Raw genomic sequence first — 20,163 nt, forward strand, 5'->3', positions numbered from 1 at the left:
TGCGGCTCCGCCGCGCGGCTGGTAACTCACTGTGAGGTTACGCAGCGTTACTTGGGTGCGTCAAGCCGAATGGGTCCAGACCACCTACGAGGGGGGTCCCGCAAGGGCTCTCGAATCCAGCTGGTACCGTGGTTGACGCAATTCCGACGTCCTTTAAGGTCCGTCCCGTGAGGCGGAGAAGGAGGTCCGTTTCCAATGGACACGGTTAATTCCGATGCTCCGCGCCCGGTACTCGAGGGCCCTGACATCGAGCGGGTACTGACCCGCATCGCTCACGAGATCGTCGAGCGCGCCAAGGGCGCCGACGACGTGGTGCTCCTCGGCATTCCCACCCGCGGCGTCTTCCTGGCCCGCCGGCTGGCCGCCAGGCTCGAACAGATCACCGGCCGCACGGTGCCGGTCGGCTCCCTCGACATCACGATGTACCGCGACGACCTGCGGATGCGTCCCGCGCGTGCCCTCGCCCGTACGGACATCCCCGGTGACGGCATCGAGGACCGGCTCGTCGTGCTCGTGGACGACGTGCTGTTCTCCGGCCGTACGATCCGCGCCGCGCTCGACGCGCTCGGCGACATCGGCCGCCCGCGCGCCGTGCAGCTCGCGGTCCTCGTCGACCGGGGCCACCGCGAACTGCCGATCCGCGCCGACTACGTCGGCAAGAACCTCCCCACGTCGCTGCGGGAGACGGTCAAGGTCCAGCTCTCCGAGGAGGACGGCCGCGACGCCGTGCTGCTCGGCCTCCAGCAGACCGCTCCGGCCGGCGAGCAGTAGCGCATTCCCGTACGGACCCGGACACCCCGGGCCCGCGCACCGGTCTGCCCTCCTGCCCGCCTCCCCACACGCGCCCCTCACGAACCACGGAGCACCAGATGAAGCGTCACCTCATCTCGGCCGCCGACCTCACCCGCGACGACGCCGTGCTGATCCTCGACACCGCCGAGGAGATGGCCCGCGTCGCGGACCGGCCGATCAAGAAGCTGCCGACCCTGCGCGGCCGTACGGTCGTCAACCTCTTCTTCGAGGACTCGACCCGCACCCGCATCTCCTTCGAGGCCGCCGCCAAGCGCCTCTCCGCCGACGTCATCAACTTCTCCGCGAAGGGCTCGTCCGTCTCCAAGGGCGAGTCGCTGAAGGACACCGCGCTGACCCTGGAGGCGATGGGCGCCGACGCCGTCGTCATCCGCCACCACGCCTCCGGGGCCCCCTACCGCCTCGCGACCTCCGGCTGGATCGACGGCGCGGTCGTCAACGCGGGCGACGGCACGCACGAGCACCCCACCCAGGCGCTGCTCGACGCCTTCACCATGCGCCGCCGGCTCGTCGGTCCCGACGCCGGAATAGGGCGTGACCTGGACGGACGCCGGATCACGATCGTCGGCGACGTACTGCACAGCCGCGTGGCGCGCTCCAACGTCCACCTGCTGCACACCCTCGGCGCCGAAGTGACCCTGGTGGCGCCGCCCACGCTGGTCCCGATCGGCGTCGAGCACTGGCCGTGCCAGGTCTCGTACAACCTCGACGAGGTGCTGCCGAAGTCCGACGCGGTGATGATGCTGCGTGTGCAGCGAGAGCGGATGACCGCCGCCTTCTTCCCGACCGAGCGCGAGTACTCGCGGCGCTACGGCCTGGACGGCGACCGGATGGCCCGGATGCCCGAGCACGCCATCGTCATGCACCCCGGCCCGATGAACCGCGGCATGGAGATCACGGCGCAGGTCGCGGACTCCGACCGCTGCACGGCCGTCGAGCAGGTCGCCAACGGCGTCTCCACCCGGATGGCCGTGCTGTACCTGCTTCTCGGCGGCAACGAGTCCGCCATCAGCCCCACCCCCGCACGTACCGAGGAGAACAAGTAGCCATGAGCAAGATCCTGATCCGTGGGGCGAAGGTACTGGGCGGCGAGCCGCAGGACGTGCTGATCGACGGCGAGACCATCGCCGAGGTCGGCACCGGACTGAGCGCCGAGGGCGCGACCGTCGTCGAGGCCGAGGGCAAGATCCTGCTGCCCGGCCTCGTCGACCTGCACACCCACCTGCGCGAGCCGGGCCGCGAGGACTCCGAGACCGTCCTGACCGGCACGAAGGCCGCCGCCGTCGGCGGCTTCACCGCCGTCCACGCCATGGCCAACACCTTCCCGGTCGCCGACACCGCCGGCGTCGTCGAGCAGGTCTGGCGCCTCGGCAAGGAGTCCGGCTACTGCGACGTGCAGCCCGTCGGCGCCGTCACCGTCGGCCTGGAGGGCAAGAAGCTCGCCGAGCTCGGCGCCATGCACGACTCGGCCGCCGGGGTGAAGGTCTTCTCCGACGACGGCAAGTGCGTCGACGACGCCGTGATCATGCGCCGCGCGCTGGAGTACGTGAAAGCATTCGACGGCGTCGTCGCCCAGCACGCCCAGGAGCCCCGCCTCACCGAGGGCGCCCAGATGAACGAGGGCGTCGTCTCCTCCGAGCTGGGTCTCGGCGGCTGGCCGGCCGTCGCCGAGGAGTCGATCATCGCCCGCGACGTCCTCCTCGCCGCCCACGTCGGCTCGCGCGTCCACATCTGCCACCTGTCGACGGCCGGCTCCGTGGAGATCGTCCGCTGGGCCAAGTCCAAGGGCTGGAACGTCACCGCCGAGGTCACCCCGCACCACCTCCTGCTCACGGACGAGCTGGTCCGCACGTACAACCCGGTCTACAAGGTGAACCCGCCGCTGCGCACCGAGGCCGACGTCATGGCCCTGCGCGAGGCGCTCGCCGACGGCACCATCGACTGCGTCGCCACCGACCACGCCCCGCACCCGCACGAGGACAAGGACTGCGAGTGGGCCGCGGCCGCCATGGGCATGGTCGGTCTGGAGACCGCCCTGTCCGTCGTCCAGCAGACGATGGTCGACAGCGGCCTCCTCGACTGGGCGGGCGTCGCGGACCGCATGTCGTTCCGCCCGGCGGCCATCGGACGCCTGGAGGGCCACGGCCGTCCCGTCTCGGCAGGCGAGCCCGCCAACCTCACGCTGGTCGATCCGGCTTACCGTGGAGCCGTGGACCCCTCGGGCTTCGCCTCCCGCAGCCGCAACACCCCCTACGAGGGCCGTGAGCTGCCGGGACGCGTCACCCACACCTGGCTGCGGGGCCGCGCAACGGTCGTCGACGGGAATCTGGCGTGACACCTTTCATCCATCTGGCCGCAGGCGCCGCCGCCGCGGAGCGCAAGTCGGCCGAAGTGACCGACTGGGCCGCCCGCATCGGCTGGGTCGTCGGGCTGCTGCTCTTCATCGCGCTCGTGTACTGGCTGATGCGCCAGGGCTGGAAGTGGCGCGCCGTCCTCCAGTCCGACCTGCCGGAGCTCCCCGCCGCGCCGGACGCGCCGGGTGAGGCGAAGCTGAGCATGAGCGGCCGGTACCACGGCTCCACGACCGCCGGGCAGTGGCTGGACCGGATCGTGGCCCACGGGCTGGGGACGCGCAGCCGCGCCGAGCTGACCCTGACCGACGCGGGGCTGGACGTCGTACGCCCCGGGGCGGCCGACTTCTTCGTACCGGCCGGGCAGCTCCGCGAGGCGCGGCTCGACAAGGGCATCGCGGGCAAGGTCCTCGCCGAGGGCGGCCTGCTGGTCGTCACCTGGCAGCACGGCGACAAGCTGATCGACTCCGGCTTCCGCTCCGACCGCGCGGCCGAGCACACGGCCTGGGTCGAGGCGATCAACTCCATGACAAGCAGTTCAAGCATTTCTACGGAAGGCACCGCACGATGACGATCTCCACCCGGGGAGCCGCCGCCAAGGCTCCCGCCGTACTCGTCCTGGAGGACGGCCGCAGCTTCCGCGGCCGTGCCTATGGGGCCGTGGGGGAGACCTTCGGCGAGGCGGTGTTCAACACCGGCATGACCGGCTACCAGGAGACCCTCACCGACCCGTCCTACCACCGCCAGGTCGTCGTCATGACGGCCCCGCACGTCGGCAACACCGGTGTGAACGACGAGGACGACGAGTCGAAGAAGATCTGGGTCGCCGGATACGTCGTACGCGACCCCGCCCGCGTCCCGTCCAACTGGCGCTCCACCCGCTCCCTCGACGAGCAGCTCGTCGCCCAGGGCGTCGTGGGCATCAGCGGCATCGACACCCGCGCCCTCACCCGCCACCTGCGCGAGCGCGGCGCGATGCGCGTCGGCATCTTCTCCGGCGAGGCCCTGGCCGACGAGCAGACGCTGCTCGCCCGGGTGAAGCAGGCCCCCCAGATGGTGGGCGCCTCGCTCGCCGCCGAGGTCTCCACCGACGAGCCGTACGTCGTTCCCGCGATCGGTGAGAAAAAGTTCACCGTCGCCGCCATCGACCTCGGCATCAAGGGCATGACCCCGCACCTGATGGCCGAGCGCGGCATAGAGGTGCACGTCCTGCCGGCCACCACCACGGCCGAGCAGGTGTACGCCGTCGCCCCCGACGGAGTGTTCCTCTCCAACGGCCCCGGCGACCCGTCCACCGTCGACCTCACCGTCATCAAGGCCGTCCTGGACCGCAAGACGCCGCTCTTCGGCATCTGCTTCGGCAACCAGATCCTCGGCCGGGCGCTCGGCTTCGGCACGTACAAGCTGAAGTACGGCCACCGCGGCATCAACCAGCCCGTGCAGGACCGCACGACCGGCAAGGTCGAGGTCACCGCGCACAACCACGGCTTCGCCGTCGACGCCCCGCTCGACAAGGTCTCCGAGACCCCGTACGGGCGCGCCGAGGTGTCCCACGTCTGCCTGAACGACGACGTGGTCGAGGGCCTCCAGCTCCTCGACCAGCCCGCGTTCAGCGTCCAGTACCACCCCGAAGCAGCAGCGGGCCCGCACGACGCCGCGTACCTGTTCGACCGCTTCGTACAGCTCATGGAGGGCCAGCGTGCCTAAGCGCACCGATATCCAGTCCGTCCTGGTCATCGGCTCCGGTCCGATCGTCATCGGCCAGGCCGCGGAGTTCGACTACTCCGGCACGCAGGCCTGCCGCGTCCTCAAGGCCGAGGGCCTGCGCGTCATCCTGGTCAACTCCAACCCGGCGACGATCATGACCGACCCGGAGATCGCCGACGCCACGTACGTCGAGCCGATCACCCCGGAGTTCGTCGAGAAGATCATCGCCAAGGAGCGCCCCGACGCGCTGCTGCCGACCCTCGGCGGCCAGACCGCGCTCAACACCGCGATCTCCATGCACGAGCAGGGTGTGCTGGAGAAGTACGGCGTCGAGCTCATCGGCGCCAACGTCGAGGCCATCAACAAGGGCGAGGACCGCGACCTCTTCAAGGGCGTCGTCGAGGCCGTCAAGGCCAAGATCGGTTACGGCGAGTCCGCCCGCTCGGTCATCTGCCACTCCATGGACGACGTCCTCGCCGGCGTCGACACCCTCGGCGGCTACCCCGTCGTCGTACGCCCCTCCTTCACCATGGGCGGCGCCGGCTCCGGCTTCGCGCACAACGAGGACGAGCTGCGCCGCATCGCCGGACAGGGCCTCACGCTCTCGCCGACCACCGAGGTGCTCCTGGAGGAGTCCATCCTCGGCTGGAAGGAGTACGAGCTGGAGCTGATGCGCGACAAGAACGACAACGTCGTGGTCGTCTGCTCCATCGAGAACTTCGACCCGATGGGCGTGCACACCGGCGACTCGATCACCGTCGCGCCCGCCATGACGCTGACCGACCGCGAGTACCAGCGGCTGCGCGACGTCGGCATCGCGATCATCCGCGAGGTCGGCGTCGACACCGGCGGCTGCAACATCCAGTTCGCGATCAACCCCGACGACGGCCGCATCATCGTCATTGAGATGAACCCGCGTGTGTCGCGTTCGTCCGCGCTGGCCTCCAAGGCGACCGGCTTCCCGATCGCCAAGATCGCCGCACGTCTCGCCGTCGGCTACACGCTCGACGAGATCCCGAACGACATCACCGAGAAGACCCCGGCGTCCTTCGAGCCCACGCTCGACTACGTCGTCGTCAAGGTGCCCCGCTTCGCGTTCGAGAAGTTCCCGCTCGCCGACGCCACCCTCACCACCACCATGAAGTCGGTGGGCGAGGCCATGGCCATCGGCCGCAACTTCACCGAGGCCCTCCAGAAGGCGCTGCGCTCGCTGGAGAAGAAGGGCAGCCAGTTCGCCTTCACCGGCGACCCGGGCGACAAGGTCGACCTCCTGGAGATCGCCAAGGTCCCCACGGACGGCCGCATCAACACCGTCATGCAGGCGATCCGGGCCGGCGCCACCCCCGAGGAGGTCTTCGACGCCACGAAGATCGACCCGTGGTTCGTCGACCAGATGTTCCTCATCAAGGAGCACGCGGACGCCCTCGCCGCCGCTGAGAAGCTCGACCCGGACCTGCTCGCGGAAGCGAAGCGCCACGGCTTCTCCGACGCCCAGATCGGTGACATCCGCGGCCTGCGCGAGGACGTCGTACGCGAGGTCCGGCACGCGCTCGGGGTCCGCCCGGTCTACAAGACGGTCGACACCTGCGCCGCCGAGTTCGCCGCGAAGACGCCGTACTTCTACTCCTCGTACGACGAGGAGTCCGAGGTCGCGCCGCGCGAGAAGCCCGCCGTGATCATCCTGGGCTCCGGCCCGAACCGCATCGGCCAGGGCATCGAGTTCGACTACTCCTGCGTCCACGCCTCCTTCGCGCTCAGCGACGCCGGCTACGAGACCGTGATGGTCAACTGCAACCCAGAGACCGTCTCCACGGACTACGACACCTCCGACCGCCTGTACTTCGAGCCGCTGACGCTCGAGGACGTGCTGGAGATCGTCCACGCCGAGACCCTCGCGGGCCCGATCGCGGGCGTCATCGTCCAGCTCGGCGGCCAGACCCCGCTGGGTCTCGCGCAGGCGCTCAAGGACAACGGCGTCCCGGTCGTCGGCACCCCGCCGGAGGCCATCCACGCCGCCGAGGACCGCGGCGCGTTCGGCCGCGTCCTCGCGGAGGCCGGCCTCCCGGCCCCCAAGCACGGCACCGCGACGACCTTCGACGAGGCCAAGGCCATCGCCGACGAGATCGGCTACCCGGTCCTCGTACGCCCGTCGTACGTGCTCGGCGGGCGCGGCATGGAGATCGTGTACGACGAGACGCGCCTGTCCTCGTACATCGCGGAGTCCACCGAGATCAGCCCCACCCGGCCGGTCCTCGTCGACCGCTTCCTCGACGACGCGATCGAGATCGACGTCGACGCGCTCTACGACGGCACCGAGCTGTACCTCGGCGGCGTCATGGAGCACATCGAGGAAGCCGGCATCCACTCCGGCGACTCCGCCTGCGCGCTGCCCCCGATCACCCTCGGCGGCTTCGACATCAAGCGGCTGCGGATCTCCACCGAGGCCATCGCCAAGGGTGTCGGCGTGCGCGGACTGATCAACATCCAGTTCGCCATGGCCGGGGACATCCTGTACGTCCTCGAAGCCAACCCGCGCGCCTCGCGCACCGTCCCCTTCACCTCCAAGGCGACCGCGGTGCCGCTCGCGAAGGCCGCCGCCCGCATCTCGCTGGGCGCGACCGTCGCCGAGCTGCGCGCGGAGGGCATGCTGCCGAAGACCGGCGACGGCGGCACGCTGCCGCTCGACGCGCCGATCTCCGTCAAGGAGGCCGTGATGCCGTGGAGCCGCTTCCGCGACATCCAGGGCCGCGGCGTGGACACCGTCCTCGGCCCGGAGATGCGCTCGACCGGTGAGGTCATGGGCATCGACTCGGTCTTCGGCACGGCGTACGCCAAGTCGCAGGCGGGCGCGTACGGTCCGCTGCCGACGAAGGGCCGGGCGTTCATCTCGGTCGCCAACCGGGACAAGCGCTCGATGATCTTCCCGGCGCGCGAGCTGGTCGCTCACGGCTTCGAGCTGCTCGCCACCTCCGGCACGGCCGAGGTCCTCAAGCGCAACGGCATCAACGCCACCGTCGTGCGCAAGCAGAGCGAGGGCCAGGGCCCGCAGGGCGAGCGGACGATCGTCCAGCTCATCCACGACGGCGAGGTCGACCTCATCGTCAACACGCCGTACGGCACCGGCGGCCGGCTCGACGGCTACGAGATCCGTACCGCCGCCGTGGCCCGCAGCGTTCCCTGCCTCACGACGGTCCAGGCCCTCGCGGCCGCCGTCCAGGGCATCGACGCGCTCACCCACGGCGACGTGGGCGTGCGTTCCCTCCAGGAACACGCGGAACACCTGACCGCGGCCCGCGAGGTCTAGCGGCACAGGAGGGGGACACCGGATGCGGTGTCCCCCTCTTCATGAGCCCAGCCCGCCGCCCGAGCCTCCTGAGGAAAGCACCCAGCCGATGTACAAACTCTTCTTCGACCTCGTCTTCAAGCGCATGGACCCCGAGCAGGCCCACTACACGGCCTTCCGCTGGATCCGCCTCGCGGCCCGCGTCCCCGTCCTGCGCACCTTCGTCGCCGCGGTCCTGGCGCCGCGGCACACCTCGCTGCGCACCGAGGCACTGGGCCTGCGCATGCACGGCCCGTTCGGTCTCGCCGCCGGCTTCGACAAGAACGCGGTCGCCATCGACGGGATGTCGATGCTCGGCTTCGATCACATCGAAATCGGTACGGTCACCGCCCAGCCGCAGCCCGGCAACCCCAAGACGCGCCTCTTCCGCCTCGTGAAGGACCGCGCGCTCATCAACCGCATGGGGTTCAACAACGAAGGCTCCGAGGCCGTGGCGGCCCGCCTGGCGGCCCGTAACCCCGTCTTCAAGACGGTCGTCGGCGTCAACATCGGCAAGACCAAGATCGTTCCGGAGGAGGAGGCCGTCGCCGACTACGTCGCCTCCACCGAGCGGCTCGCCGCCCACGCCGACTACCTCGTCGTCAACGTCTCGTCCCCGAACACCCCGGGCCTGCGCAACCTCCAGGCCACCGAGTCGCTGCGCCCGCTGCTGACGGCGGTGCGCGAGGCGGCCGACCGTACGGTCACCGGCCGCCGCGTCCCGCTGCTCGTGAAGATCGCGCCCGACCTGGCCGACGAGGACGTCGACGCCGTCGCCGACCTCGCGCTGGAGCTCGGACTGGACGGCATCATCGCCACCAACACCACCATCGCGCGCGAGGGCCTCGGCCTGAAGTCCGACCCGGCCCTGGTCAACGAGACCGGCGGACTGTCCGGAGCGCCCGTCAAGGCGCGCTCCCTGGAGGTCCTGCGCCGCCTGTACGCCCGCGTGGGCGACCGGATCACCCTGATCGGGGTCGGGGGCGTCGAGAACGCCGACGACGCCTGGCAGCGCATCCTGGCGGGCGCCACGCTCGTCCAGGGCTACAGCGCCTTCATCTACGAGGGACCCTTCTGGGCCCGCTCGATCCACCAGGGCCTCGCCGAGCGTCTCGCGAACAGCCCGTACGCCACGCTCGCCGACGCCGTCGGCGCCGAGACCCGGGAGAGTGCCAAGTGACCGGAGCGACCGTCGAGACCTTCGGCGCGCGCCTGCGCCGCTCCATGGACACCCGCGGCCCGCTCTGCGTCGGCATCGACCCGCACGCCTCGCTGCTGAGCGCGTGGGGTCTGGGTGACGACGTCAAGGGGCTGGAGACCTTCACGCGCACGGTCGTCGAGGCACTGGCCGACCGGGTCGCCGTACTGAAGCCGCAGTCGGCGTTCTTCGAGCGCTTCGGCTCGCGCGGCATCGCCGTACTGGAGAAGGCGGTCGAGGAGGCGAGGGCGGCCGGCGCGCTGGTGCTTATGGACGCCAAGCGCGGCGACATCGGCTCCACGATGGGCGCGTACGCCCAGACGTACCTCCACAAGGACTCGCCGCTCTTCTCGGATGCGGTGACCGTCTCGCCGTACCTCGGTTTCGGCTCGCTGCGTCCGGCACTGGACGCGGCCGTGATCAACGGCTGCGGTGTGTTCGTACTCGCGCTGACGTCCAACCCGGAGGGCGCCGAGGTCCAGCGGGCCACCGCCGCCTCCGGCCGGTCGCTCGCGCAGCTGATGCTCGACCACATGGCGGCCGAGAACGAGGGCGCCGAGCCGCTCGGGTCGGTCGGCGCGGTGGTCGGCGCGACGCTCGGCGACGCGGGTGTCGATCTGGCGATCAACGGTCCGCTGCTGGCGCCGGGCATCGGCGCGCAGGGTGCGACGCCGGCCGATCTGCCGAAGGTCTTCGGGGCCGCGGTCGGCAATGTCGTGCCGAGTGTGAGCCGCGGTGTGCTCCGCTTCGGGCCCGATGTGACCGGACTGCGCGAGTCCGCTTCTCGCTTCGCCGACGAGGTCAGGGCGGCCGTCTCGGGGAGGTGACGACGGGTCGGCGATTCAGGTTGACGGAATCCTGACCGAAAACCGGGGTGTTATGTCTGATATGCCTGGGTCGACAGAGGCTGACCAGGACTTTTCGCTGCTTCTCGCTGACTGGAGCGGTCCTGGCCGCTAGTCTCCGTCGAGAGAAACGCGCAGCTCGTTGTTCGCAGCTCGCTGTTCGTTGCTCGCCTGGTGTGGGGCGACCAGCTTCCTCACCGGTCCGTATCCGACAGTTCGACATCCGAGGTGACGTAGGCGTGGCTCTTCCGCCCCTTACCCCTGAACAGCGCGCAGCCGCGCTCGAAAAGGCCGCCGCGGCTCGCCGGGAGCGGGCCGAGGTCAAGAATCGACTCAAGCACTCCGGCGCCTCGCTCCACGAGGTCATCAAGCAGGGACAGGAGAATGACGTCGTCGGCAAGATGAAGGTCTCCGCCCTGCTCGAATCTCTGCCGGGCGTCGGCAAGGTCCGTGCCAAGCAGATCATGGAGCGGCTCGGCATCTCCGAGAGCCGTCGTGTGCGCGGTCTCGGCTCCAACCAGATCGCCTCTTTGGAGCGCGAGTTCGGCGGCGGAGCCGCCTGACGTTCTCGGGCACCCCCGAGAACCTGGATAATCGCATCCATGGCTGCAACATCCCGGGGGACGACCCCCGTACCCCCGGACGTACGTCCGCGGCTGACCGTGCTCTCCGGCCCCTCGGGCGTCGGTAAGAGCACGGTCGTCGCCCATATGCGCAAGGTCCACCCCGAGGTATGGCTCTCGGTGTCGGCCACCACACGCAAGCCGCGACCCGGCGAGCGCCACGGCGTCCAGTACTTCTTCGTGAGCGACGAGGAGTTCGACAAGCTCGTCGCCAACGGTGAGCTGCTGGAGTGGGCCGAGTTCGCCGGCAACCGTTACGGCACGCCCCGGCGTGCCGTGGCCGACCGGCTCGAAGCGGGTGAGCCCGTGCTCCTGGAGATCGATCTCCAGGGCGCACGGCTCGTCCGTGAGTCGATGCCGGAGGCTCAACTGGTCTTCCTGGCCCCGCCCAGCTGGGACGAGCTGGTCCGCAGGCTGACCGGTCGCGGTACGGAGGCGCCCGATGTCATCGAGCGCCGCCTGGAGGCCGCGAAGATCGAACTCGCCGCTGAGGCGGAGTTCGACACCACCCTGGTCAACACCTCCGTCGAGGACGTGGCGCGCGAGCTGCTAGCCTTGATGGAAGTTGCTTGATCTCTGTTCACTTATCGGAAGGTAGAGCGTGTCCTCTTCCATTTCCACGCCCGAGGGCATCATCAACCCGCCGATCGACGAGCTGCTCGAGGCTACGGACTCGAAGTACAGCCTCGTGATCTACGCGGCGAAGCGTGCGCGTCAGATCAACGCGTACTACTCGCAGCTCGGTGAGGGTCTGCTCGAGTACGTCGGCCCTCTGGTGGACACCCACGTCCACGAGAAGCCGCTCTCGATCGCCCTGCGCGAGATCAACGCGGGTCTGCTGACCTCCGAGGCCATCGAGGGCCCGGCTCAGTAGTCAGCAGGCGCAGGAATCTTTTCACCACAGGCCCGGCAGTCAGACTGCCGGGCCTGTGGTGTGTCATAGGTGTGTCATAGGGGACGTAACCGTCGTACGAAGCGGGGAGACGCAGTGGACAAGCCCAAGGTCGTGCTGGGGGTCAGCGGAGGCATCGCCGCCTACAAGGCGTGCGAGCTGCTGCGCCGACTGACGGAATCCGGCCATGATGTGCGGGTCGTGCCGACCGAGGCGTCGCTCCACTTCGTCGGCGCCGCCACCTGGTCGGCGCTGTCCGGCAACCCTGTTTCGGCGGAGGTCTGGGAGTCGGTGCACGAGGTGCCGCACGTGCGGATCGGACAGGCCGCCGACCTGGTCGTCGTCGCCCCCGCCACGGCGGACATGCTGGCCAGGGCGGCCCACGGACTGGCCGACGACCTCCTGACGAACACCCTGCTCACCGCGCGATGTCCGGTGATCTTCGCGCCCGCGATGCACACCGAGATGTGGGAGCACCCCGCCACCCAGGAGAACGTCGCCACCCTGCGCCGCCGCGGCGCCGTTGTCGTCGAGCCCGCCGTGGGGCGGCTGACCGGCGTCGACACCGGCAAGGGCCGGCTGCCCGACCCGGACGAGATCTTCGAGGTCTGCCGCCGCGTGCTCGCGCGGGGCGTGACGCGTCCGGACCTCGCGGGGAGGCACGTCGTGATCAGCGCGGGCGGTACGCGTGAGCCGCTCGACCCCGTCCGCTACCTGGGGAATCGTTCCTCCGGCAAGCAGGGGTACGCCCTCGCCCGTACGGCCGTCGCGCGGGGCGCGCGGGTCACGCTGATCGAGGCGAACACCGGTCTGCCGGACCCGGCGGGCGCCGATGTCGTCCGTGCCGGGACGGCGGTACAGCTGCGCGAGGCGGTCCTGAAGGCGGCGGCGGACGCGGACGTCGTGGTGATGGCCGCAGCGGTGGCCGATTTCCGCCCGGCGGTGTACGCCGAGGGAAAGATCAAGAAGAAGGACGGCCAGGAGCCGGCCGCCGTCGAGCTGGTCCGTAACCCGGACATCCTCGCCGAGATCTCCGCCGAGCGGCGCGGACGGCCCGGACAGGTGGTCGTCGGCTTCGCCGCCGAGACCGACAACGTCCTCGCCAACGGCCGGGACAAACTGCGCCGCAAGGGCTGTGACCTGCTGGTCGTCAATGAGGTGGGGGAGCGCAAGACGTTCGGCTCCGAGGAGAACGAAGCCGTCGTGCTCGACGCCGACGGGGGCGAGACCCCGGTGCCGTACGGACCCAAGGAGGCGCTGGCCGACACGGTCTGGGATCTGGTGACACGACGGCTCGATTAAATCCTGGGGTGCTTCGCCCGAGGCCCGAAGTCCTTGCAAATCCGGCGTTTCGCCCTCTGGTGCGGGGCGTTGACCGTGCTGCACAATGCAGTGCCGCTGGTCACAGGGCCTCCAACAAGCGAGACGCGTGGTCCGCCGACCGGATGCGACCGATAAACTGGTCCCGGACCGACGCCGGGCGCAGCTCCCGGCTCGTTCCATCAATGCTCAGCCAGCAGCCGCTGCAACCCCAGGGAGCGATGTGTCCCGCCGCCTGTTCACCTCGGAGTCCGTGACCGAGGGCCACCCCGACAAGATCGCTGACCAGATCAGCGACACGATCCTCGACGCGCTCCTGCGGGAGGACCCGGCTTCCCGGGTCGCCGTGGAGACCTTGATCACCACCGGCCTGGTGCACGTCGCCGGCGAAGTGACGACCAAGGCTTACGCCGACATCCCCACGCTCGTACGCAACAAGATCCTCGACATCGGGTACGACTCCTCGAAGAAGGGCTTCGACGGCGCCTCGTGCGGCGTCTCGGTGTCCATCGGCGCCCAGTCCCCGGACATCGCGCAGGGTGTCGACACGGCGTACGAGACGCGCGTCGAGGGCGATGACGACGAGCTCGACAAGCAGGGCGCGGGCGACCAGGGCCTGATGTTCGGTTACGCGTGCGACGAGACGCCCGAGCTGATGCCGCTGCCGATCCACCTCGCGCACCAGCTCTCGCGCCGGCTCTCCGAGGTCCGCAAGAACGGGACGATCCCGTACCTGCGCCCCGACGGCAAGACCCAGGTCACCATCGAGTACGACGGCGACAAGGCCGTCCGCCTCGACACGGTCGTCGTCTCCTCGCAGCACGCGTCGGACATCGACCTCGACTCGCTGCTCGCTCCCGACATCCGAGAGTTCGTCGTCGAGCACGTCCTGACCGGGCTCCTCGAGGACGGCATCAAGCTGGACACCGAGGGCTACCGCCTGCTGGTCAACCCGACCGGGCGCTTCGAGATCGGCGGCCCGATGGGCGACGCCGGCCTCACCGGCCGCAAGATCATCATTGACACGTACGGCGGCATGGCCCGGCACGGCGGCGGCGCGTTCTCCGGCAAGGACCCGTCCAAGGTCGACCGCTCCGCGGCGTACGCGATGCGCTGGGTCGCCAAGAACGTCGTCGCCGCGGGCCTCGCCGCCCGGTGCGAGGTCCAGGTCGCGTACGCGATCGGCAAGGCCGAGCCGGTGGGTCTGTTCGTCGAAACCTTCGGCACCGCCACGCTTGCCACCGAGAAGATCGAGAACGCCATCGCCGAGGTCTTCGACCTCCGTCCGGCCGCGATCATCCGCGACCTCGATCTGCTGCGCCCGATCTACGCCCAGACGGCGGCGTACGGCCACTTCGGCCGCGAGCTTCCCGACTTCACCTGGGAGCGCACGGACCGCGTCGAGGCACTGCGCACGGCGGCCGGTCTCTGACCGGTCCGCTCCGCTTCACCGCTCGGCCGCGAAGGCCCCGGACCGTATCGGTCCGGGGCCTTCGCGCTTGCCGCGTTGTCAGTGACGTCTGGTAGGAATTTGGCTGTGAGCAGGAACGACGAGCGGTCCGAAGAGCCCGGGGGCGGCGCGCCGGAGCAGCTTGCGCTCATCCGGGAGACGGTCCGCAAGGCCAACGTTCCGAAGGCCAAGCCGCGGACCTGGCGGGGGGCGCCGCTGGCGAAGGAGCTGCCCGTCGCCCGGGTCATGGTCAACAAGGGGGTCCTGCACCTCGACCAGTACTTCGACTACGCCGTGACCGAGGAGCTGGACGCCGTCGCGCAGCCGGGGGTGCGCGTCCGGGTGCGGTTCGGGGCCGGGGCGCACAACGTGCGCGAAGGGCGTCGCGAGGGCGGGGGGATGATCGACGGCTTCCTCATCGAGCGGCGGGCCGAGTCGGACTACGCCGGGCCGCTGGCCGCGCTCGCCTATGTGGTGTCCCCGGAGCCCGTACTGAGCCCCGAGCTGCTCGCTCTCTCGCGGGCGATCGCCGACCGGTACGCGGGGAGCCTCGCGGACGTCCTCCAGCTCGCCGTTCCGCCGCGCAACGGGCCCGCCGAGGCCAAGCCCTCACCCGAGCCGCTGCCGCCGCCGGATGCTCCGGCGGCCGGGACATGGGAGCGGTACGCGTACGGTCCCGCGTTCCTGCGGGAGCTGGCGGCGGGCGGGGCGCCACGGGCCGTGTGGAACGCGCTGCCCGGCCCGCACTGGCCCGACGAGCTGGCGCGGGCGGTGGCGGCGACGCTGGCCTCCGGGCGGGGCGCGCTCGTCGTGCTGCCGGACGGGCGGAGCGCGGCCCGGGTGGACGCCGCGCTCACCGCGCTGGTGGGCAAGGGGCATCACACGCTGCTGACCGCCGACGCCGGGCCCCAGAAGCGCTACCGGCAGTGGCTGGCCGCGCGGCGGGGCTCGGTGCGGGCCGTCATAGGGACGCGGGCCGCGATGTTCGCCCCGGTGACGGACCTGGGGCTGGTCGCGGTGTGGGACGACGGGGATTCGAGCCACAGCGACGACCACGCGCCGTTCCCGCACGTGCGGGAGGTGCTGGAGCTGCGGGCGCAGCACAGCAGATGCGGCTTTCTGCTGGGGGCCGTCAGCTGCACGGTCGAGGCGGCTCAGCTCGTCGAGAGCAAGTGGGCCGTCCCGCTGCGGGCCGCGCGCGACCAGGTCCGGGCCGCGGCTCCGCTGATTCGTACCGTGGGCGACGAGGAGGTGGCGCGGGACGGGGCCGCGCGGGCGGCGCGGCTGCCGAGCCTGGCGTGGCAGACCGTGCGGGACGGGCTCAGGACCGGGCCGGTGCTGGTGCAGGTGCCCCGGCGCGGGTACGTACCGAGCCTGGCCTGCGAGCGGTGCCGTACGCCCGCGAGGTGCCGCCACTGCGCGGGGCCGCTCGAAGCCGCCGACCAGCGGGAACTGCACTGCGGGTGGTGCGGCCGGGACGCGGCCGGGTGGCGGTGCGGCGAGTGCGGGAGCGTACGGCTGCGGGCGCAGGTGGTCGGGGCGCGGCGCACGGCGGAGGAGCTGGGGCGGGCGTTCCCGGCCGTGCCGGTGCGCACGTCCGGGCGCGACCATGTGCTGGAGAGTGTGCCGGGGGTGCCCGCGCTCGTGGTCAGTACGCCGGGTGCGGAGCCGGTGGCCGAGGGCGGTTACGCGGCGGCGCTGCTGCTCGACGGCTGGGCGATGCTCGGGCGGCCGGATCTGCGTGCGGGGGAGGAGGCGCTGCGGCGCTGGACCAGCGCCTCGGCGCTGGTCAGGGGGCAGGGGGAGGGCGGCACGGTGGTCGTGGTCGCCGAGCCGTCGTTGCGGCCGGTGCAGGCGCTGGTGCGGTGGGACCCGGTGGGCCACGCGCAGCGCGAGCTGGCGGAGCGGGCGGAGCTGGGCTTCCCGCCGGTGTCGCGGATGGCGGCGGTGAGCGGCCGGCCCGAGGCGATCGCCGCGTTCCTGGCGGCGGCCGAACTGCCGGGCGACGCCGAGGTCCTGGGCCCGGTGCCGCTGCGCGTCACGGAGCCCGGCCGTCCCCGCAGGCCGGGCGACCCGCCGGTGGGCGAGGTGTGGGAGCGGGCGCTGCTGAGAGTGCCGCCGGGCAGCGGGGCGGCGCTCGCCGCGTCGCTGAAGGCGGCGCAGGCGGCGCGGCTGGCTCGCGGGGGCGGCGATCCGGTGCGGATCAGGATCGACCCGCCGGACATTGGCTAGTCCGCCCGCAGCCCCTGGCCCTTTGCCCCGGGCCCCGGGTCGGCAGGCCCCGGGGCCGCGGGAGCCAGCCCCCCGCCGGGTCAGCCGTTGCGGGGGCCCGGGAAGGCGGTCGGGCGCAGTTCGTCGCGCAGCGACTGGGTCGCGGCCGTCGGCTGCGGGGGCATGGAACGGGCCGCCGGTACGGACGGCAGGGCCGCCGGGGCGGGCAGCGTACGGGTGGCGGTCGTCGTCTCGGCGGCCAGCTCGGTCTCGGCCGGCGCACCCGTCTGCGCCGCGGCCCGCCGCGCCCCGTAACGGCGGTGCACGGCCTGCTTCGTCACGCCGAGCGCCGAGCCGACCGCGTCCCAGGAGAAGCCGAGCGAACGGTCGAAGTCCACGGCGGCGGTCACCAGCGTCTCGACGCTGTCCCGCAGCTCCTGCGCGAGGCGGACCGTCGGCGCCGGGGCCCGGCCGTAGACGACGAAGCCCGTGGAAGGGCCGGAGCGACGCGGGCGGTAGACGTTGCCGAGCTGGGCGGTGAGGGTGCGCAGTGCGTCCACCTGCCGGCGCACCCGCTCGATGTCCCGTACCAACAGATGCAGGCTGGCCCGTGCTTGGGCGTCGTGGGTTGCGTGGTCGGCCATGAACAAGCCTCTCGAACCGGCGTGAAAGAAGGGCGGAAGAAGGAAGGAGTCCGAAGCGGAAAGGGGAGTCGGGGCCGCGCGTGCGGGCCGTGTCGGTCAATCTCTCTTGACCAACGCGTCACCCGGCACCGGGGTCACGCTGCCGGGGCGTATGCGCATCCGCGCGGGGCGCGCGGATCTTCGTACGCCCCCTGAGGCCAGGCCCCGCAGAGGCCCATAGACTGGTGTGCCTCCTGACGCCGCATCCGTTCCGCCCTTCCTGCCCGAGAGGCCCGCGCCACCGATGAAGCTCGTCTTCGCAGGCACCCCCGAGGTCGCCGTACCCGCCCTGGACGCCCTGATCGCCTCCGACCGGCACGAGGTCGCCGCCGTCGTCACCCGGCCCGACGCCCCGGCGGGACGCGGCCGCAGGCTGGTCGCAAGCCCCGTCGCCGCGCGTGCGGAAGAGGCCGGGATCGAGGTGCTCAAGCCGGCCCACCCGCGCGACGAGGACTTCCTCGCGCGGCTGCGCGAGATCGCGCCGGACTGCTGCCCCGTGGTCGCCTACGGCGCGCTGCTGCCCAGGGCCGCCCTCGACATCCCCGCCAGGGGCTGGGTCAACCTGCACTTCTCGCTGCTGCCGGCCTGGCGCGGCGCCGCTCCCGTGCAGCACGCCATCCTCGCGGGTGACGAGGTCACGGGCGCCTCGACGTTCCTCATCGAGGAAGGGCTCGACTCCGGTCCGGTGTACGGCGTGGTGACCGAGGACGTACGCCCCACCGACACCAGCGGCGACCTGCTCACCCGCCTCGCCTTCGCCGGGTCCGGTTTGCTCGCCGCCACCATGGACGGCATCGAGGACGGCACTCTGCACGCCGTGCCGCAGCCGGCCGAGGGCATCACGCTCGCCCCCAAGATCAGCGTCGAGGACGCACACATCGACTGGAAGGCGCCCGCGCTGCGCGTCGACCGTGTGGTGCGCGGCTGCACGCCCGCGCCCGGCGCCTGGACGGTGTTCCGCGGCGAGCGGCTCAAGCTGGTCGCGGTCAGGCCGCTGCCGGAGCGGACCGAGGCGGACCTGGAGCCCGGCGAGCTGGCGGCCGGGAAGAAGTACGTGTACGCGGGAACCGGATCTCACCCGGTCGAACTCCTTTGGGTGCAGCCGCAGGGCAAGAAGCCGATGCTCGCGGCCGACTGGGCGCGCGGCGTGCGGATCGCCCCGGGCGAACACCTGGGCGCGGCGGACGTACGCTGAGAGGGTTCGTCCCCCTCTCCAGCGGAGCACCTTTTTCGTGAGTGACCAGCCAAGCAGCAGTCCCGCCAAGCGGGCCGCCAAGCGTCCCGCCAAGCCGCACCGGCGTCCCCAGAAGGACCCGGTCCGCTTCCTCGCCTTCGAGGCGCTGCGCGCCGTCGACGAGCGCGACGCGTACGCCAACCTCGTCCTGCCGCCGCTCCTCAAGAAGGCCCGCGCCAAGGGCAACTTCGACGAGCGTGACGCGGCCCTCGCGACCGAGCTCGTGTACGGGACGCTGCGCCGCCAGGGCACGTACGACGCGGTCATCAGGGCCTGCATCGACCGGCCGCTGCGCGAGGTGGACCCCCCGGTCCTCGACGTGCTGGCCCTCGGCGCGCACCAGCTGCTCGGTACCCGCATCCCGACGCACGCCGCCGTCTCGGCGAGCGTGGAGCTGGCACGTGTGGTGCTCGGCGAGGGGCGCGCGAAGTTCGTCAACGCGGTGCTGCGGAAGATCTCCGCGCAGGACCTCGACGCGTGGGTGAAGCAGGTCGCCCCGCCGTACGACGACGACGCCGAGGCGCACCTGTCCGTCGTCCACTCCCACCCGCGCTGGATCGTCTCCGCGCTCTGGGACGCCCTGGGCGGCGGCCGCGCCGGCATCGAGGACCTGCTGGAGGCCGACAACGAGCGGCCCGAGGTGACGCTGGTCGCCCGCCCCGGCCGCTCCACTGCCGACGAGCTGATGGACGTACTGGGCGAGGAGGCCGGGCTGCCGGGCCGCTGGTCGCCGTACGCCGTACGGCTGGCCGAGGGCGGCGAGCCGGGGGCCATCGACGCCGTCCGCGAGGGTCGGGCCGGCGTTCAGGACGAGGGCAGCCAGCTCGTCGCCCTGGCGCTCGCGAACGCGCCCGTCGAAGGGCGGGACGAACGCTGGCTGGACGGCTGCGCCGGTCCGGGCGGCAAGGCGGCCATGCTGGCCGGGCTCGCCTCGCAGCGCGGCGCGGCCCTGCTGGCCGCCGAGAAGCAGCCGCACCGCGCCCGCCTCGTGGAGCGGGCGCTCGCCGGCAACCCGGGCCCGTACCAGGTCGTCGCCGCCGACGGGCTGAACCCGCCGTGGCTCCCCGGTTCGTTCGACCGGGTCCTGATGGACGTGCCGTGCTCCGGGCTCGGCGCGCTGCGCCGCCGCCCCGAGGCGCGCTGGCGGCGCCGCGCCGATGACCTGGAGGGCTTCGCGCCGCTCCAGCGCGGGCTGCTGCGCGAGGCGCTGAACGCGGTCCGTGTGGGGGGCGTCGTTGGATACGCGACGTGCTCCCCGCACCTCGCGGAGACCCGGATCGTCGTCGACGACGTACTCAAGGGGCGCGGCCTCAAGGGGCGCGGCGGGCACGACCCGGTGGAGGCCGAGTGGATCGACGCCAGGCCGCTGATGTCGGGCGTTCCGGCGCTGGGCGACGGGCCCGACGTACAGCTGTGGCCGCACATGCACGGCACGGACGCGATGTACCTGGCGCTGCTGCGGCGTACCGCCTGACGGCAGCGTGCCGAGTGGGGCGAGCGCAGGTTTTCGGGAACCC

Annotated in this window: 17 protein-coding genes; 16 read left to right on the plus strand and 1 reads right to left on the minus strand. The window is 71.5% G+C overall.

The window, feature by feature from the left end; genetic code table 11:
• Positions 1-195 precede the first annotated feature (195 nt).
• The 14 genes from pyrR (at position 196) to AS594_RS28640 (ending at position 16,750) form a co-directional block, all read left to right on the plus strand.
• Positions 196-771: a bifunctional pyr operon transcriptional regulator/uracil phosphoribosyltransferase PyrR gene (gene pyrR, locus AS594_RS28575; protein ID WP_069929709.1), complete on the plus strand. Its 576-nt coding sequence runs from the start codon at positions 196-198 to the stop codon at positions 769-771.
• Between the two features lie 98 nt (positions 772-869).
• Positions 870-1,856 (plus strand): aspartate carbamoyltransferase catalytic subunit, encoded by a 987-nt coding sequence (locus AS594_RS28580; protein ID WP_069929710.1) that lies wholly within the window; start codon positions 870-872, stop codon positions 1,854-1,856.
• Between the two features lie 2 nt (positions 1,857-1,858).
• A complete protein-coding gene (locus AS594_RS28585) occupies positions 1,859-3,145 on the plus strand; it encodes a dihydroorotase (RefSeq protein WP_069929711.1) in 1,287 nt (428 codons plus the stop codon).
• Positions 3,142-3,732, plus strand: coding sequence for a PH-like domain-containing protein (locus tag AS594_RS28590; RefSeq protein ID WP_069929712.1), 591 nt, complete (start codon positions 3,142-3,144; stop codon positions 3,730-3,732). The genes AS594_RS28585 and AS594_RS28590 overlap by 4 nt, the downstream gene beginning before the upstream one ends.
• Positions 3,729-4,868: a glutamine-hydrolyzing carbamoyl-phosphate synthase small subunit gene (gene carA, locus AS594_RS28595; RefSeq protein ID WP_069929713.1), complete on the plus strand. Its 1,140-nt coding sequence runs from the start codon at positions 3,729-3,731 to the stop codon at positions 4,866-4,868. The genes AS594_RS28590 and carA overlap by 4 nt, the downstream gene beginning before the upstream one ends.
• Positions 4,861-8,172: a carbamoyl-phosphate synthase large subunit gene (gene carB, locus AS594_RS28600; protein WP_069929714.1), complete on the plus strand. Its 3,312-nt coding sequence runs from the start codon at positions 4,861-4,863 to the stop codon at positions 8,170-8,172. The genes carA and carB overlap by 8 nt, the downstream gene beginning before the upstream one ends.
• 88 nt (positions 8,173-8,260) lie before the next feature.
• Positions 8,261-9,370 carry a quinone-dependent dihydroorotate dehydrogenase gene (locus AS594_RS28605; RefSeq protein WP_069929715.1) on the plus strand — a complete coding sequence of 370 codons (1,110 nt, stop codon included), beginning with the start codon at positions 8,261-8,263 and terminating at the stop codon, positions 9,368-9,370.
• Positions 9,367-10,215 (plus strand): orotidine-5'-phosphate decarboxylase, encoded by an 849-nt coding sequence (gene pyrF, locus AS594_RS28610; protein WP_167368050.1) that lies wholly within the window; start codon positions 9,367-9,369, stop codon positions 10,213-10,215. Before AS594_RS28605 ends, pyrF begins: the two co-directional genes overlap by 4 nt.
• 257 nt (positions 10,216-10,472) lie before the next feature.
• On the plus strand, positions 10,473-10,796 hold the full coding sequence (locus AS594_RS28615; protein ID WP_028814066.1) for an integration host factor: 324 nt from the start codon (positions 10,473-10,475) through the stop codon (positions 10,794-10,796).
• Positions 10,797-10,835: 39 nt separating this feature from the next.
• Complete coding sequence (gene gmk, locus AS594_RS28620) at positions 10,836-11,429, plus strand: guanylate kinase (RefSeq protein WP_069929716.1); 594 nt, start codon at positions 10,836-10,838, stop codon at positions 11,427-11,429.
• 28 nt (positions 11,430-11,457) lie between these two features.
• Positions 11,458-11,730 carry a DNA-directed RNA polymerase subunit omega gene (gene rpoZ / locus AS594_RS28625; protein WP_028814064.1) on the plus strand — a complete coding sequence of 91 codons (273 nt, stop codon included), beginning with the start codon at positions 11,458-11,460 and terminating at the stop codon, positions 11,728-11,730.
• 114 nt (positions 11,731-11,844) lie between these two features.
• Positions 11,845-13,050: a bifunctional phosphopantothenoylcysteine decarboxylase/phosphopantothenate--cysteine ligase CoaBC gene (coaBC, locus tag AS594_RS28630; RefSeq protein ID WP_069929717.1), complete on the plus strand. Its 1,206-nt coding sequence runs from the start codon at positions 11,845-11,847 to the stop codon at positions 13,048-13,050.
• Between the two features lie 241 nt (positions 13,051-13,291).
• The gene (metK, locus tag AS594_RS28635) at positions 13,292-14,500 is read left to right on the plus strand and encodes a methionine adenosyltransferase (RefSeq protein WP_069929718.1); all 1,209 of its coding nucleotides are present in this window, start codon (positions 13,292-13,294) and stop codon (positions 14,498-14,500) included.
• A 105-nt stretch (positions 14,501-14,605) separates the two neighbouring features.
• Complete coding sequence (locus AS594_RS28640) at positions 14,606-16,750, plus strand: primosomal protein N' (protein ID WP_069935475.1); 2,145 nt, start codon at positions 14,606-14,608, stop codon at positions 16,748-16,750.
• 80 nt (positions 16,751-16,830) lie between these two features.
• On the opposite strand, the gene AS594_RS28645 is transcribed toward AS594_RS28640, so the two are convergent.
• Complete coding sequence (locus AS594_RS28645; RefSeq protein ID WP_069929720.1) at positions 16,831-17,373, minus strand: hypothetical protein; 543 nt, start codon at positions 17,371-17,373, stop codon at positions 16,831-16,833.
• A 283-nt stretch (positions 17,374-17,656) separates the two neighbouring features.
• Here AS594_RS28645 and fmt point away from each other — a divergent pair, with 283 nt between their 5' ends.
• Positions 17,657-18,607: a methionyl-tRNA formyltransferase gene (gene fmt, locus AS594_RS28650; protein ID WP_069929721.1), complete on the plus strand. Its 951-nt coding sequence runs from the start codon at positions 17,657-17,659 to the stop codon at positions 18,605-18,607.
• A 37-nt stretch (positions 18,608-18,644) separates the two neighbouring features.
• Entirely contained in the window at positions 18,645-20,120 is a 1,476-nt protein-coding gene (locus AS594_RS28655; RefSeq protein WP_069929722.1) for an RsmB/NOP family class I SAM-dependent RNA methyltransferase, read from the plus strand.
• Positions 20,121-20,163 lie beyond the last annotated feature (43 nt).

The organism is Streptomyces agglomeratus (assembly GCF_001746415.1).
Taxonomy (GTDB): Bacteria; Actinomycetota; Actinomycetes; order Streptomycetales; family Streptomycetaceae; genus Streptomyces; species Streptomyces agglomeratus.